The sequence below is a fragment of the Bacillus sp. LJBS17 genome, assembly GCF_019334685.1.
Classification (GTDB): domain Bacteria; phylum Bacillota; class Bacilli; order Bacillales; family Bacillaceae; genus Bacillus; species Bacillus subtilis.
Genome location: NZ_CP079759.1, coordinates 701,376 through 718,426 on the forward strand (window position 1 = coordinate 701,376; position 17,051 = coordinate 718,426).

Sequence of the window (17,051 nt, forward strand, 5' to 3'; positions counted from 1 at the left end):
AGCCAAGCTCAGAATGTTGACAAAATCCTAAAACAGTTTTCGTTTTAGGATTTTGTCATCTTTTCAGCGTGATTGAAAACCTTTGAAGTCTAGGAAGGACGAGCATTGGAGCGTACTTCCGCAGGATGCGGTGACAGCGGCGTTTGAGCAGGACGCTCTAGTTTTTAGCCGCTGGTCTTTTTACGTGAGCACCGAAGCACAGGCCTGACAACGAATGCGAAGGTTTGGCTACACGCTGAAATTTGGCTTGAATAGGCCAAGTTTTTCTTTCGCTTAAAACAAGAGGTGAACATACATGAAAATGAAACCCCCAGTAGAAAAAAATGAATACTACGACGTGACATTTGAGGATTTGACTCATGAAGGAGCGGGCGTCGCTAAGGTGCAGGGCTTCCCGATCTTCGTGCCGAACGCCCTGCCGGAGGAAAAAGCCCAAATCAAAGTGACACGCGTCAAAAAAGGGTTCGCCTTCGGCCGCCTGATTGAGCTGAAGGAAGAAAGTCCGCACAGAACCGACGCCCCATGCCCGATTTACAAACAATGCGGAGGCTGCCAGCTACAGCACATGACCTACGAAGGCCAGCTCCTGTTTAAACAGAAACAAGTCAAAGACGTCTTAGAACGCATCGGAAAGCTGGACCTGTCCAACGTCACCGTGCACCCGACACTCGGCATGGAAGACCCGTGGAACTACAGAAACAAAGCGCAGGTGCCGGTAGGAGAACGGGAAGGCGGACTCGTCGCCGGATTCTATCAGCAAAGAAGCCATGACATCATTGACATGAGCGCCTGCCTGATCCAGCAATCCAAAAACGACGAAGCCGTCCAAGCCGTCAAAGACATTTGCGCAAACTACGGTGTCAAAGCCTACAATGAAGAACGCCACAAAGGCTGGCTCCGACACATCATGGTCAGATACGGCGTTGTTACGGGCGAAATGATGATCGTCTTCATCACAAGAACAAACGATTTCCCGCATAAAGCGAAGATCATCGAAGACATCACAGCTCAATTCCCGCACGTCAAATCCATCGTGCAAAACATCAACCCAAACAAAACAAACGTCATTTTTGGCAACGAAACAAACGTCATCTGGGGCGAAGAATACATCTACGACCTCATCGGAGACGTCAAATTCGCCATCTCCGCCAGATCGTTCTATCAGGTCAACCCAGAGCAGACAAAAGTGCTCTACGACAAAGCGCTTGAGTACGCTGAGCTTCAAGGGGAAGAAACCGTCATTGACGCCTACTGCGGCATCGGAACAATTTCTCTATTTCTGGCAAAGCAGGCGAAAAAAGTGTACGGTGTAGAAATTGTGCCGGAAGCGATTGAAGATGCCAAACGCAACGCTGAGCTAAACGGCATCACAAACGCTGAGTTCGCGGTCGGTGAAGCAGAAACCGTGATTCCAAAGTGGTATGAAGAAGGCATCACGGCCGATACGCTAGTCGTCGACCCGCCAAGAAAAGGTTGCGACGAAGCCCTCCTGCGGACAATTGTGGAGATGAAACCGAAGCGGGTGGTGTATGTGTCCTGTAATCCTGGCACGCTTGCGAGAGACTTGCAGGTGCTTAAGGATGGCGGGTATCAGACGCTCGAAGTGCAGCCTGTGGATATGTTTCCGCATACGAATCATGTGGAGTGTGTGGCTGTTCTGGAGAGAATTATAAATATTAATTAGTGATTAAAGAGCCTTTCACAAATTCCCGAAGGGCTCTTTTAGAATTTCATATTAGTGAGAAGTATAAAGCCCATCCTTCTTTTTGGCAAACATATTTAAGTATGTTCTCCTTCTTGTCAAAAGCTAGCTTTACAAAAAAAAAACTAGCCATCTTATTTTGCTAGGGATGGCTAGTTAATTAAAGGAAAGCATTCAATTTAACTGGTTTTGATACTTAAAAAAGTCCTAATTGAAAGCTTGCGTTCTCGTTCTTTATTTTATTATTTGGAGAGCTTTCGAGATAATTTATTGCCCAATTTGCAATAGGAGAAGCAACTGCCTTAGCCAGCAAAACTGGCACAGCATTCCCTATTTGCTTGTATTGTTTGTCTAGTCTATTGTTAATTGAAGTCTGGCTGTTTGTTCCTTGACTAAATTGAAACCAATCTGGGAAAGTTTGCACCCTGGCAATTTCCTTTACAGACAACCTTCTATGGTTTTCTTCCCCATCAGGGAAAACCCACTTATCTTTTCCTATTTTTTTCATAGATAAGCCACCTGGATGGAGGGGGGCCTGTCTCCCTGAAGCTTGGATGGTAAAGCTTTGCTCGTCCCAGCTTTTCTTTCTGTTACGAGACATATAAATAGAAGAATATGACCCCGTAAAGTACGGTCCTGGATCAGTCACTAAATCTCCTATAGAATCTCTCAGCGTTTTGAATGGCTTTAGGCCCGTTTCTTCACCATGGGTTGGAGATGGATATTTGTAATTGAAGCTAATGTCTTTTCTGACGCCAACAATTATAACACGCTCTCTGAGTTGCGGAACTCCATAGTCCCTTGCATTTAATAGCTTAAACTGAACCCTATAGCCAGCTGAAGCAAAATCTTCGATAATCTGATTTAAAACCTCGCCTTTTCCAAGAGTCATCATGCCTTTAACATTCTCTGCTACAAATATTTCTGGCTGTGCTTGTATCAGGCTTCTAATAAAATGTAAATATAAGAAGTTACGATCGTCATCTATCAAACGTGGGCCAGCTTCACTAAATCCAGGGCAGGGGAATCCTCCAAGGATAAGGTTGCATTTTGGGAAATATTTAACTTGTCTTATATCCTTTTCGTGCTGTATAACATGACCTGGAAAATTTGTTTTGTATGTTTGATTGGCTTCTTTAAACAAGTCATTTGTATATATGGTATGGAAGATGCTTTTATTCCTTAGTTCATTAAATCGGTCTTTATCTTTAAATGCTTCCATAGCTGCTTGTTCACCGATTACTGCAGCCAATCCTGCTAATTCAAATCCAAGGTCGAGTCCGCCGCAGCCCGAAAACAGGCTAAGCACATTTATTTTATCAGTGCGAAAATCAACCTTTTCAATGATTTCTAGATCATCATCAGAATTAATAATTCTTGAAGATTCCTCAAAGATCTTCTCCATTAGTACATTCTTTACATCATCTATAGAATAATCAGACGCCGGCTTATATTTGCCTCTACCTTTGATATCAATTTTTAAAGTCATATTTTAAACAACCTCCTGTTGCACCTCTTATGATATCTTATCAAATTTCAATTCAAAAGGCCAGCGCCAGTGTCCTTAATATAATGATTTTCCTTATATATTTACATTATTATTTAATGGTTATTTTGTGTTATTCTGTTAATTGGGAAATTGAATTAAATTAGAAACATTGCTAGCCATTGATTTAATGGAGGAAAGCGAGGTCATAATATAAGATGGATTTGTTCAAAACATTCCACAAGAAAGTTCTTTTTAATCTAATTTTGCTCTTTATTTTCTCTTAGATTGTTCAATAAAATTAGCTATCGTGTCAATGGCAAAATCAAAATCTTCCTTGAATTCATGTTCCCATACACGAAGTATATTCCAATTATTCTCCTTATAAAATGTGTTGACTTCTTCATCTCGGGTTTTATTTTTTATATATTTAGCATTCCAATAATCTGTGTTGCTTTTAGGGATCTTGCCGTGAACAGGGCAGAAATGCCAGAAACAAGAATCGATAAAAATGACCACCTTATACTTTTTTATAGACAAATCTGGTTTCCCAAAAAGGCTTTTGGTGTTTCTTCGGAACCGATAGCCCCGATTCCACAATGCACTTGCAACCAAATTTTCTAATTGGGAAACTGATTTAATGGATTTCATAACATTGCTTCTAGACTCTTTTGACATCTTGTCCATTTGCCCCAACCTTTCTTTTGGAATCATTTATAATATTCCCTCATAAAAGATAGAAAAAACAAAAGTGGTTATTGGTCATTGGACATTGTTTATTATCTGCTTTCCAACTGGCATTCTGATGTTAATTTAATAGAAGACCAGCCGCGCTTTTGACCTCCGCTAAATTTGGCCCGTAAACTAATTGACTCTAACTCATTATTCCATGTTAAGGTATTTTGTATAGCAGAAGGCACATTTACATACACTTTTACTTCACCGTCAATTTCAGAAGGCTCTTTGCAAAAGCTGATTCCCTCACCATAAATAGTAATAGCTATCATTGCTTTTCCTAATAAATTGTGAATTCCTCTTCTTAATTGTTCCTGAGTTGCACTGTTAAGTTTTATTCCTAACTCATAAGAGAGTATTTCTAAACTTTTTCTATGATTTAATTCCCCTACGGCAAACTTTGTTTTCACCTCATTAATAACTGATTCCATGCTTCCCATATTAAAATATGTTGGTCCAAGAATGCTACCCATCCCCGGATTCTTAGTAGTGATTTTGCTATTCCTTTTTGCTAAAGCTTTTAGAGAAATATTCTCAACAATAATATTGTTATTTACTTTTAAGACTAACTGAAGGTCCCCTGTATCAAGCCTATCTTTAATATATGCATCTGGAATTAATTCAATACTTTCTATAATATAGTCATTATATTTTTGTCTAAGTTTATTTGTTATAGCATTTACTATTGTAGAAGTTGAGCTATATAGTTTTTTTAGTGTAATTGGATTTACGCTAGAAAAGTACGTATCAATTAATTCAATACATTGCTTTGGATCTACTTGTACAACGTCGGGAAACGCTTTTAAGAAATAATAATATGTCCATGCTTCATGGCATTTGCCTATTGCATTACTGTTATTCGATGTTTTAACGTACTCATGTTTACTCAATAGTTTTACCATTTTCCTCATGGTTTTTAAGTTGACATCCACTCTCTCTTGCTCTTTAGGGAATTCATGGTAACTCGTAGCAAGTTTAATCGATTTTCCAGGAGCACTTTCAAATTTAAACCTTAGGGTGAGTCCCACTTCTCCAAATTTAATCCCAACTGTACTCTTTCCTGTTTTGTAAAGTTCAATATCCCTCAAAGATGGGGGGGCAGGTGCAAACTTTTCAACCTTGACATCATTTTCATCTTTGCCGTAACTTGTGATGATATTTGTGTCATTGACCATGAAAAAGACATTAAAGGCATGGGTAAATCCTATATTCTTCTCATTATAAAATTCCTGCAATAATGTAAAACAAGTTTCACGCAAGTTGAAAAGAAACTTGTCTCTATATAAATTAATTTCTTCTGTGAATTTTGGAAAATGGTTTGACACAAGCCTTTTTAACTCTCTTTTATCTGTTATGTAGTGTGTTCCTTCTTTATGCTCTACTACTTCTTTTAAGTAGTCTAAATAGTACCTTTCAAATTCTTTGTTAAAAATCTTTTGCATTCCTGTAGATAAAAAATACTTTTCCAAAAAACTCTTTGCACCAGGATTTTTTGGCTGAATGCGTCGGCCTTTTTTAATTAGAAATAAATTTAACGAGATAGTTTTGCCACTTTTCAAATATAAAGTAAGATCTTTTGATTTATCAGGACATAAATTATCGAACTTTGAAGTAACAGAATCAATTTCTGGGTATAAATTTCTAATAAATGATATAGTCTCAATTGTTATTTTAGAAAAACTGCTTATGGATTTTGAATTTAAAGATTGCAATAATGCTTGGTATACTGATTTAACATGATTATCACCGATAGCCTTTGAATTTTTCCCCATTGTATACACCCTCTGTTTTCTATTTCTCTATTGTTTTCTTAAGAAAGTGAAAATGATTACTAAGTAAATAGTACCACAAGTAATCTAAAAAAGTTATGGTTTCCTAAAAAACTAAAGCTTTCAAGTGGTTCTGGTAAAAGCTTATAATATAAATTGTAAATGTTAACATGCGAAAATGCGAACTGAAGGAAGTTGAAGGGGAAAATATACTTAATTCAATTTACCCATTTGAAAGTTTAGAAAATGCTCCCCTCTGTATAAATGCAATTTATGAAGGCGGGAATAAAGGGAATTTTGGTGATGATCCTTTGAATAAGCTATTAGGCTTAGCGGGGGCTTTTGCCTAAAAAGAGGGATACAACCAAACTCGTAGCATTTTGGTTGTATATAGCTGGAAGTGAATTGGAATGTCCTGATGAGATAAACTTTGAGACTGGACATGTACCGTTATCGGGATACCAAAGATGCTGGTAGAGAATTGAGCGAAAAGAAGGGAACCAACTATTAAGAGGCTTTTCATAACAATAAGTTGCAAAATTATGAAAGTGTCCCTCCTCTCCTATTTCGAAAGAGCCCAACATCAAAGAGTTAAAGGGGCGTAACATTTTTAGGTCTTGATATTTTAGAAGATGAATATCCGAGCCTTGTTATTTCAGGTCGGCAAATTTTTGTATTTTGAAAAAATCCAAATTGATGAAAGACACATAGAAGCATATATAGAAGGAGTTCATTTTTTCTTGAATTTATTTTACAGCCTAAACTCTATCTAAAACTTTCGCGAGAAGTAATTAATGGGAGATAAAAGATTGATTTTATATATGGAGATGAAATAGTTAATGATTTTTAATAATTGGAAATATAGAGACTTTAAAAATGATTTTGTTTACTTAGAGGACTGGATGAGATTTAGTATAGAATTAGCTAATTATGTAAAAAAAACAAACCGACATATAAAGTTATATATATCCGTACCAGCTAATCTAATGTTCTCTTATTTTTTTGTTCTTGGAGCTATTAATTATGATTTCAGGAATCCATCTAAAGAAACACTATTAGGGAAGTATCTTAGTTTAAAAAAAGGTCAAAGGATTCTTTACAAAACAGGAGAAGATTGGATAGCTCATTCTGTTTTAGAAGTAAGCAAAGTCCCTAATGAAGAGACTAGAGCCATATTAGTGAAAGATCGTTCAAATTGTACTACCTATATACCGGAAGCAAGATGGTTTGACCATGTGAGGATACATAAAGATGAAGTAACTAGAGTTAGAAACACCAGGCGAGTGAGAAATGTAGAGAACATAGTCGATAATGCCAAATTAAGAAATTTGTATTCAGAGTACAATCTCAATTTGTTAATGATGCAAAACATTCCAAAAACCTATTTATGTGCTAATCAAAAAGAATGGAAAGACAGTATATCAGTTATCCAATTTGAAATAGGTGAAGAGCACTTGCAATTGGACGAATTATTGTTTGATGGTACAGGCGGCACATTTAAGAACTTTTCATTTATCCAGCAAAACCATTCATCAATTCTTCCAGATGACTCAATGATAATATTTGCTGGAAGCAGCAGGGCACTTAGAAATATGGATCAATTTAAGCAACAAAAGTGTATATTTATTATAGATCAACATGAGGCAAATGAAAAAGTAGAGGAGCTTCAATTGAAAATAGAGCGGGAGTTTTTAATAGACAGGTGCCAATCTTTCAACGAAGACATCTTAAAATACATGGATAATAACCAAATTGAAATCCCAAAAGGAGTGGAGATTTTTGCTTGGTCACAGAAGAGCTGATTTAGGTTTAGCAAACAAGTTCTATTCCTCGTCAGTAAAAGTGGAATTTATACAAGTGGAAGAGGACCAAATAGGAAAATTAATACAGGCATTAAAAGATTTAAAATATGAAGTCAAGACTTATTATGAGCATGATCAACTGTTACAAGAAGAGACTGAGGCATTCATCCAAGCATGCCGAAGCGTAGTTGGCACGATAAACAAATATAGCACTTACTTTAGAGAGAATAATGAACTGATTGTGAAGTACTTTACTTTAACGAAAAGACGCATTTATGCTGACTTGTTCAAGAACAATATAGAGCCTATTATAGATTTAATAAAAACATTACGGAAAAAGCAGAATAATGCCTATGTTGAAACCCTTTTAAAACTAGTTACCGAGAAACACCTTTCTTCAGAAAACACCTATATTTTAACTAAGAAAAAGCCTTCAGATGAACTCATTGAAGTTAAAGGACTGAAATATAAACTGATGGAGGACAAAGAATTTATAGACCTAGGAGTTTTTGCGGACGCGGTTATATTTCTAGGGACTCCTGGATATTTTGACAGCAAATTTTCTAAAGTATTTTACGGAAAACAAACTATATTTGTGGGATATTCTTGTTTCGCAAATCGATTGGTAAAAAAGAAAGCCTTTTCGGATTTAATTAATAGCAACCATATAATAAATACAATGTATAAAAACGTTAACATCGATAAAGGCTTTGCAGGCTTAGATTTCAATGAAACATTTGTGAAAGGAAGAATAAAAAAATCAGAAGAATCTTTAATCAATCAGTTTGAGAGTATTACAAACATTTCCCTAGGAGAAAATGTAGAAGTGAAGCTAGCGACTATTTCCAACGATAATTATATTTTCTTACCCATTAAGCAAAAGGTAAACATCATCGATCGAGATTCTCTAAAAATCTCTCAAGAAGCGGTCAAGGAATTATCCGCAGGGGATTTATTAATATTTCGAGATCATAATGCGTCTAGCTTAATTCGCGAAGAAGCAGACAACATTATGGGCGTTAAAGCCGAAAGATACCGAGAAAGCTTAGAAAAATGGAAGAAAAGGCTGCGCCATAATGTAAAAGGAAAGGGAATCGATAGAGTTTCTAAGATTTTAAGAAGAAGTTATAAAATTTCAATGGCCACAGAGAACAATATTAAAAATTGGATGAGTAACAATTCAATTAGGCCATCGTGCTTAGATGAATTGTTACGGGCTTTCAAATTTAATCCGGAAGAGATCAACGAAATATTAAGTGCAGCTAGTGAAATACGTAGTGCGCATATTTCAGCTGGTCATCACATTTCTCGATCCTTAATGAATGAATTAGATAAGCACCTGGAAAATGTGGTCAATGAGAACGGGTTTTATACGTTTGAATCAAAAGAGTTCAAAGGGGCTTGTTTTAATATTGAAGAAATAAAAAGCATTTCTAATGAAATATATTTTATTCCTGAAAACGAAATATTAAAGATTATTAAAGGGTGAGGTGTCAAGTATGAATAAAAAGTTAGAAAAGGCTTTGCATAACCGAGAGCTTATTATTGATTCTATTGAGCAAGAAATCGTCGGTCCTAGTGATATTAATAATGCTGAAAAGCCCTTAAATGTTATCGGCAATACAAAATTTAATAGTTTCGATGACTTAAACACTAATTATTATTGGAACAAAGCAACTCTAAAGGAAGAGGTAATCCAAAGAGACACTCCTTCGCGCAGGTATGCTGCAGGAATGCTGTATCCCATGAAACTTGAAATTGAAGAAGCAGAAGAAGAGCTAATAGTAGAGGTAGTTAACAACGAACTACAAGACAAGTTTTATGATCAAATAGATGATTTGAAAACAGAAGAAATAGATGAAGAATCAGGGCTAAATGACACCATTCCCAAAATTCAACAAAAAGATGCAATGCCTTCAAGCATGGGGATGACATTTTGCTTAGCTAAGGGCACGAGAGCCTTTACAGTTAATTTTTCGGGTGGAATATACGACAAGCATAAGATCTATGCGGACATTAATCACGAAGACGAAGAGAATGGCAAACAAAAAGATTATAAGTTTGAGGAATACTGGTGGTTGCGTACCTCTATTTTCGCTCAAGAAAAAGTTGAGCTATCAGAATTTGATTCTAAAAAAAGCGTTAGTGTAAAGCAATTACCTTTACATATTTATGACAACTCAAAGAACAAAAATGATAAACTCAGCTTGCAATTGCATATTCAATGTCGCTCAAAAAAAGAGTATACGTTAGTGACAGTAACAGTTTTAAATGTGACTGAACCTCCAGCAAGGCATAATGTCAATGAGTTTACAGTATTCCAATCCCGCTTACATATTTCGACTGAGCCAGGTAGCTTTTTGAATTATCCCAAGGTTTTCCAACGTAATTTAGATTTAACTGAGGATGAATGGAATAACGAATTGCTATTCAGAAACAAATTCAATTATGCATTCGGTCACGGCTGTTCCGTCACCTGGGATCAGCATGCTAAAAACATATCAGAAATCCGTTCTACATTTATCCCAAGATATGAAACAGAAAGCATGACACCGGAGGTTACTCTCAATGTTAATGGTAAAGAAGTAAGTTTAAAAATTGAAATGCAAGCTTTAATGAATGTTAAGAACTATGATGAACTGGTTCAAATCTTACAACCTTTAGTAATGGGATATAAAGACTGGATTGATAAGCGCGAGGAAGAATTAAAAAGCTTGCAGAAAGAGTTGAGAAAAGCTGCTGAAACTAATTTGGGACGGTGTAGGGATAGCTTAGTTAGGATAGAAAAAGGGTTAAAACTATTAAAAAAACCAAAGGTATTGCAAGCATTCAAGATGGCAAACAAAGCTATCTTGTTACAACAAATTAACGGTAAAACACCACGTACAGCTCACTTTGAAAAACTAGATACAGGCTTGGAGCTAGTCATTGATAAGAAATCTGCTGAATTAATAAAGAAAATGAATAATTTAAGTTCTTGTGGCAATAGCTGGCGCGCTTTTCAGATCGCGTTTTTCTTGCTATCAATTCAATCTTTAGTGGAAAAGGATTCTATGGACCGCGAAATAGTTGATTTAATTTGGTTCCCTACAGGTGGCGGAAAAACCGAAGCATACCTAGGGGTGGCAGCATTTCAGATGTTTTATAGACGCTTGTTAAATCCGTCTGATGCAGGTGTAGATATTATAATGCGCTATACTTTGCGGTTGCTAACAGCTGACCAGTTCCAGCGGGCTTCTAGATTAATTTGCGCAATGGAGTATGTGCGGCGTGAAAATGAGAGTGATCTTGGCAACACTCCTTACTCGATTGGAATTTGGGTAGGATCAAAAACCTCTCCTAATACAAATAAAGAAGCCTTAAGCCAAGTAAATGCAATGAGCAGATCGAGAGGATCTGAAAACCTAATAGTGACAAGGTGCCCTTGGTGCGGATGCCAAATCGGCAAGGTTAATGTTAAGGGAAAAGGGGCTCGGCATAACGAAAACAAGGTAATTGGATTTAAGAAAGAAGATAACTGCTTACTAGCGGCGTGTCCAGACAATCATTGTGATTTTCACGATGAAATTCCTGTCTACTTCGTAGATGAAACAATTTATGAGAAACAACCAACCTTCTTAATTGGAACCATCGACAAGTTTGTCCAATTAACATGGAAGCCTGAGGCTAGAAGACTCTTTGGATTAAATGAAATGGGAGAGCAGTTTGTGTCACCACCACAAATTATTGTTCAGGACGAGCTACATTTAATCTCAGGACCATTAGGAACACTTGCGGGATTATATGAAGCGTTAATTGAAGAATTATGCATTGATGATCGTGGGGAAACACCAATTAAGCCTAAAATTATTTCGGCAACAGCAACGATTAAAGAATTTGAAGAACAAGCGAGATGCCTATTTGGAAGAACAAACGCAAGATTATTCCCAAGCCCAGGTATCGACATTGATGATTCGTTCTTCTCTAAAGTGGCCGTTGATGAAAATGGAAAGCCCCTGCCAGGACGAAAGTATATCGGCGTTTTCACATCAAGAGTCCGCCTCCTAATGGCACAGGTAATGACGTATTCATCTATTTTGCAAGAAGTCGAGAGCTTTTCTGAGGAAGAACGGGATCCGTTTTGGACATTGCTTTCTTTCTATAACAGCTTAAGAGATTTAGGAGCTGGATTGAATTTATTCAACAGTGATATTCCAACATATATTGATGCATTAATTAAGAGAGAGGGATTCAATAAGAGGAGATTTTTAGGGGCGCCACTAGAATTAACATCCCGTAAACAAAGTAATGAAATTTCCAAAACTATAGATGATTTGAATGTTTCTTATGAGACAAAGGATGGCAAGGGGCGAACGAAATCCCTTACAGCGTGTCTAGCTTCAAACATTATTGAAGTAGGCGTCGATATTGATCGTTTATCGCTAATGGGTATCATTGGGCAGCCTAAAATGACAGCTCAATATATCCAGGTAAGCGGGCGAGTAGGACGACGCCCTAATGAAAGACCAGGCTTAATTGTAACCGTGTATTCCAATCAAAATTCCCGTGATAAATCGCACTTTGAGCACTTTAACGAATACCATCAAAGACTCTATGCACAAGTAGAAACCACAAGCTTAACCCCTTTCTCTACAGCTTCCTTGGAACGGGGGTTATCGGCCGTACTAATCGGTTTCTTGCGCCAGAGATTAGATATGCAAATAGCAAGATATCCTACGAGGCAAGAGTTAGAGCGCGCTATAAAAGATAAGCGTTTTAATTCTTTCCGGTATCGCTTTAAAGAGCGAGTAGAACTTATTGATCCAGATCAATTAGGAGTGTGGAAGGATATCTTTACAACCTTCATCAAGGGAGTACTGAAAGGGCGTTATGAAACTTGGCGAGTTTCTGATACAGAGCGTGGCTTAATGTATCAAGCTGGAAATTCAAATGATGGAGAGAAATATCCTGGCAGCCTTCCTGTAATTAATAGTTTAAGAAGCGTGGATGCTGAAAGCAGAGGATCTATTGTTTTACTAGATAAAGAGGAAAAAGAATTTGAATTACCTTGGGGAGATGATGATTAAATGCGATATCTACCAATGAGACGCTCGAAGCTAGTTGGAACAGAAGGACCTGGTTCTCTAGTTATTAGCCCTGAAGGTGAAACAGCCGTTGTAGGTGCTTTAGACCTCTGGTTTAAAGACTTTAAAGGTAACAGAGCAAAAAATATTGAAGAATTTGCGGTCAACGAACCACGCTTAAAATCAATCTTAAAAGTGGACAAATTCTACAAGCCGCCTGAATTCAGAAAGAGTTCTACAAATGACATGGACGTTGTTCCAAACAGCGGACTTGTCATGCCTCTAATGCGTTTTCCTAGATGGCACTATTGTAGCTCATGCAAATCATTAAGGGAGCTAGAACTTGATCAGACTTCAGTATATTTAGATTGCCCAAAATGCCAGACGAAAAGATATTACAAACAAGTCCCTTTTGTAGTGATTTGCGAACACGGGCATTTATCTGATTTTCCTTGGCGAAAGTGGATTCATTCTAACGAAAACACTACTTGTGAAGGCAATTTAAGAATCCGCATGAGCGGGGGGACAACACTTGACTCTTGGAGAATTGAATGTGAAGGGTGTAAGAAAAGCCGTGGATTACAAGGGATCACAACTTCAAGTGATGGCGAGAAGAAAACAAGCTTTTTGGGAGACAACCTGAACGAAACAGGGTCCCAAAAATATACTTGTGAAGGCGAACGTCCATGGTGTGGAGAAGAAAAAGAAGAATGCTCTGCAGCCCCTGTTGCAATTTTGAGAAATTCTATTGGTGTCTACATGGCAAAAAAAATTAGCGCTTTGGCTATACCAGGTGATTACAGCGAGAATGTGGATCGAATTGTGTCAAAGGTTCAATCCCCATCTAAGTATTTACTACAAACCAATCTTGCTCTTTTAGATGATATAGATAAGAAGATAGAATTTATAAGAAAAAATCTTAGGTTTGAATTGAAAGGGGACGTAACTGATGAGGATATTCAGGAAGCCCTAATGTATATAGAAGCTGGAGAAAAATACGAATACACGGACGAGGAGCTAAAAAAACCAGGACGGTTAATTAAGCAAAAAGAATTTGAGAAGCTTATCTCCAAAGTAAATTCGGAAGAACTAAGAGTCGAACCTGAATGGATTTATGAAAATGATACGAAAATCCACGACAATTATTACAAACCATATTTAGAACGATTATCTAGGATATTAAAGCTGAAAGAAACAACGGCTTTATATGGTTTCGATCGCAAAGATTACAAAAACACTATTGATTACGGCAGTTACTACCCTTCTCTCTATAAAGATTATGATAATGCCCATGAGAAATGGCTGCCTGTAAATGAAGTGTACGGAGAAGGGATATTTTTACAATTAAACCTGGAAAAGGTTGAGCAGTGGGAGTCCTCTAAGGTGGTACAGGACTATTTCCAGCGCTACCTTCAACGGATAAATCATATTGAACATCGAGACGATACAATTCTCAAACCAAGAAATATTATGTTGCACACCCTATCCCATTTTCTAATTGATGAGCTTGCAAATGTCTGTGGTTATAACCGTGCATCAATTAGAGAAAGGCTTTATTTAGATGAAGGACAGGCAGGTGTTTTAATCTATATTTCTGCGGGCGATTCGGAAGGTACTTTAGGTGGGCTTGTACGATTGGGATTACAAGAGAAATTCTTCAATGTTTTAGACAAGGCTAAAAATAAAGCAGAATGGTGCAGTTCTGACCCAGTTTGTACAGAGCTCGGAAAAACACAAGGACAAGGTGTAAATAATTTAAACGGGGCAGCTTGTTATAACTGTTCTCATATTCCGGAAACGTCTTGTGAATTTTGGAATTTATATTTAGATAGAAGCTTACTTATTGATGAGAAGATAGGCTACTTTAGAGACCAGATAAATAACCCTTACTAAGAAACTCTGTTGGCTCTTATAAAGGTCTCTCAGTCCCCAATGATATTTAAAGGGATAAACGTAATATTGCCTTCCTTAAAAATTCGACTTTTATGGTTGTGTATTTTTATTCTATCAATAAAGTTTTCAAAATATATTGTGGAAATTAAGATTAAACGTTATCAATTGGTAGGGTTAGGTTTTATGGTTGTTTAGCAAATAAGATAAATTTGTTGATTTTGTTTGTGAGTTTTTTAAAATTTTCCACATCTTGTTGTGTTTCCTCCGAAAAAGAGACGCAGCCTAAGCTGCGTCTCATTCTTAACCAAGCGTTCCGTTTTCTGCAATCGTCATTTCCTTGTCAAAGATGGCTTTGTCTGCTAGGGAGTTCGTTGAATCGTTTGCAGCTTTGCTTGTCATGTTTCTGGATGCCACGTTTACTTCATTTCCTAAGGAAGAACTGATAAAGCTTACACCGATCAAAGCAATTACAGCGCACAAAGTCAGTTTAAATTTCATACAAACAATCCCCTCTCTGAATTTGTTTGCGGGCATGAACCATCTTTTTGAAACAGATAACAGAATCATCCATCTGCCCAATTTCAGTATAAAACTTTGCGGCTAATAATGCCAACTCTTCCATATAAGGATAACCTTGGGATGTCTCTAATTTGTTGAAAACATTTAATAAAATGGACGTTTCTCCTTTTTTGATAAACAGCGCCTGCAATCCTTCGAACATGATTTTAAATAGGCCATTGTCGAATTTACATGCGAAGCGTACGCCTTTTCTGAAACAATCCATTGCCTGGTCTTGTTTATGTTGAAGAAAATAAATTAAGGCTAAATCGTGATAAGCTTGTGTCAAGTTGTTGAAATTTGATTTTTTGAATTGGAGTATCGATTGCTCCATGTATTTTGCTGCTTTCGTCAATTCGCCCATTTTAAGATAACAATTTCCGATATTGAATAAAGCTTGGCCGTAAATCCGCTTGTTTTTGCTTTCAAGCAGCCGTGCGCCTTTTAGTGCCTGCTCGAGGTGAGGGAGTGCCTTTTCATGACTTTCTAAATCGTCGTAGTTACCTGCGATCACAAAATGGCATTGTATGCGGCGGACTGAGTAAAGATCGTGCGTTTTATAGATGTTATACGCCTGAGAAGAATAGTGCATGGATACGTGGGTTTGTTTCATATGATAAAACACTTCAGCCATTTTAAAATAAAATTCCGCCCGCTCAATTTCATCTGAAATATAGGGAATTGTGTTTTCTGCTTTTTGATAGAGTGTAATAGCAGTCAAGAAATTGCCTTGTTTAAATTCATACATTCCCTGAAAAAAGTAATAGTAATATTCAACTAGTTTCTCCATCTTCCTGTTGTTGCCTTCAATTCTCTTTAAATATTCTGACAACTTCATTTGTTTTCCTTCAGATGGAATCACATAGTCAATCATAAGCTGATGGCGAAATGCAATGAGCTGATAGTAAATCAAGAGGTCTTGGTCTTCTTCCATAATGTCAATGTCCCGTTCGATCTCAGCTTTAAGCATTTCAGCATCTGTCACATTAAACTTTTGAATATGCCGGTTCCACTCATTAATTTTCATCCCAATGTGCGGAGACGAAATCTTGCCCAAACTTCTCACCCTTCCTCTTCTCACTAATTATGTAAATTTTATCAATACTGAAATTTAATAGGAAGGGGTTGAGCAACCGCAAAAAAAATTTTCGGTGCAGTCCGCAAATGGCAGTTTGGGTGTTTCGCGTTATATTTGGTTTTGTGAAGGTTAGCGGAAACTCAATTCGTGAAGTTAGGATTGCGGTTATTACGACTGAGTAGTCGTTTCGTCATACACTTTTAGCAGTTTTTCTGTCTTATGCATTTCTTTGAGCATCGGATTCATGTAGTCGCTATCTGATTCTAGGTTTGCTCTTGTCAGAGTATCTAGTTTATTTTTAAAACTTTAGAGAGGTCTTATTCGAATTGTTCCTCTGAATGTTGGATAAATTCTTTTGCCTCTTCATATCTTTTTAATATGTTTTTCATCATTGGAGTTGGATTCTTTTGATTAATTGTTTTTATTACGGTGATTGTTAAATTTATTTGCTTTATTATTTCTTTTCTTACTGTCAAGGTGATGCTCCTTTTATAAAGTGAGATGAGATAAAAATAAAGCCCTCGAGTAAGAGGGCTTCATATTTATTTAGAATTTTTTACTTAAACATAGGATACTGCACCAATAAATTTAAATGAATAGTTTTTATCGTTTATTTCTTTCTCCCTGCCGTCATATTCAAAATTATATAAAAGAACAGCAGCATTGATGTGTTCAGGAATTGCGGTACCTACTATGTTCTCAAATCGAGGTAAGATGACACTATCGTACGAACAGCCGCCAATTAGTTCAGATAAATTATTACAATTTTTTTCATGTGCAACTTTTTCTATAAAATCTTCATCTAATTCATCTATATCTATATCAAAATCAATTAAAAATTGGGAAGGAAGAAAATCACCTTCATCCTCATTGTAATCTAATTCAACATATTTACTTAATGATTCATCATCATTTATACTTCCAATCCACAATGATACGAAATTTTGACGTTCCATATTAACCTC

Annotated in this window: 11 protein-coding genes and 1 pseudogene; 5 read left to right on the top strand and 7 right to left on the bottom strand. The window is 36.9% G+C overall.

Going from position 1 to position 17,051, the window contains the following annotated elements; translation table 11 throughout:
• The first annotated feature begins 295 nt into the window (after positions 1 to 295).
• The gene (rlmD, locus tag KXZ66_RS03595; RefSeq protein ID WP_219144807.1) at positions 296 to 1,684 is read left to right on the top strand and encodes a 23S rRNA (uracil(1939)-C(5))-methyltransferase RlmD; all 1,389 of its coding nucleotides are present in this window, start codon (positions 296 to 298) and stop codon (positions 1,682 to 1,684) included.
• A gap of 214 nt (positions 1,685 to 1,898) precedes the next feature.
• On the opposite strand, the gene KXZ66_RS03600 is transcribed toward rlmD, so the two are convergent.
• The 3 genes from KXZ66_RS03600 to KXZ66_RS03610 form a co-directional block, all read right to left on the bottom strand.
• Complete coding sequence (locus KXZ66_RS03600) at positions 1,899 to 3,191, bottom strand: DNA cytosine methyltransferase (RefSeq protein ID WP_024120468.1); 1,293 nt, start codon at positions 3,189 to 3,191, stop codon at positions 1,899 to 1,901.
• Positions 3,192 to 3,461: 270 nt separating this feature from the next.
• Complete coding sequence (locus tag KXZ66_RS03605; protein WP_250540140.1) at positions 3,462 to 3,902, bottom strand: very short patch repair endonuclease; 441 nt, start codon at positions 3,900 to 3,902, stop codon at positions 3,462 to 3,464.
• Between the two features lie 65 nt (positions 3,903 to 3,967).
• A complete protein-coding gene (locus KXZ66_RS03610; RefSeq protein ID WP_038828364.1) occupies positions 3,968 to 5,695 on the bottom strand; it encodes a hypothetical protein in 1,728 nt (575 codons plus the stop codon).
• Positions 5,696 to 6,531: 836 nt separating this feature from the next.
• Here KXZ66_RS03610 and KXZ66_RS03615 point away from each other — a divergent pair.
• Genes KXZ66_RS03615 through drmB form a run of 4 tightly spaced genes read left to right on the top strand, consistent with a single transcriptional unit; the run spans position 6,532 to position 14,450 of the window.
• Positions 6,532 to 7,494, top strand: coding sequence for a hypothetical protein (locus KXZ66_RS03615; RefSeq protein WP_038828363.1), 963 nt, complete (start codon positions 6,532 to 6,534; stop codon positions 7,492 to 7,494).
• The gene (locus tag KXZ66_RS03620; protein WP_219144808.1) at positions 7,472 to 8,983 is read left to right on the top strand and encodes a DISARM anti-phage system protein DrmE domain-containing protein; all 1,512 of its coding nucleotides are present in this window, start codon (positions 7,472 to 7,474) and stop codon (positions 8,981 to 8,983) included. Before KXZ66_RS03615 ends, KXZ66_RS03620 begins: the two co-directional genes overlap by 23 nt.
• Positions 8,984 to 8,993: 10 nt before the next feature.
• The gene (locus tag KXZ66_RS03625) at positions 8,994 to 12,560 is read left to right on the top strand and encodes a helicase-related protein (RefSeq protein WP_038828360.1); all 3,567 of its coding nucleotides are present in this window, start codon (positions 8,994 to 8,996) and stop codon (positions 12,558 to 12,560) included.
• A complete protein-coding gene (gene drmB / locus KXZ66_RS03630; RefSeq protein WP_038828358.1) occupies positions 12,561 to 14,450 on the top strand; it encodes a DUF1998 domain-containing protein in 1,890 nt (629 codons plus the stop codon).
• Between the two features lie 300 nt (positions 14,451 to 14,750).
• Here the strand turns inward: drmB and KXZ66_RS03635 are convergent, their stop codons facing one another.
• The 4 genes and pseudogenes from KXZ66_RS03635 to KXZ66_RS03650 form a co-directional block, all read right to left on the bottom strand.
• On the bottom strand, positions 14,751 to 14,948 hold the full coding sequence (locus KXZ66_RS03635) for a hypothetical protein (protein WP_003240078.1): 198 nt from the start codon (positions 14,946 to 14,948) through the stop codon (positions 14,751 to 14,753).
• Entirely contained in the window at positions 14,938 to 16,065 is a 1,128-nt protein-coding gene (locus tag KXZ66_RS03640; RefSeq protein WP_095432148.1) for a Rap family tetratricopeptide repeat protein, read from the bottom strand. The genes KXZ66_RS03635 and KXZ66_RS03640 overlap by 11 nt, the downstream gene beginning before the upstream one ends.
• A gap of 189 nt (positions 16,066 to 16,254) precedes the next feature.
• Positions 16,255 to 16,562 (bottom strand): annotated as a pseudogene (locus tag KXZ66_RS03645) (hypothetical protein).
• An 84-nt stretch (positions 16,563 to 16,646) separates the two neighbouring features.
• Positions 16,647 to 17,042, bottom strand: coding sequence for an immunity 22 family protein (locus tag KXZ66_RS03650; protein ID WP_029317425.1), 396 nt, complete (start codon positions 17,040 to 17,042; stop codon positions 16,647 to 16,649).
• Positions 17,043 to 17,051: the final 9 nt, after the last annotated feature.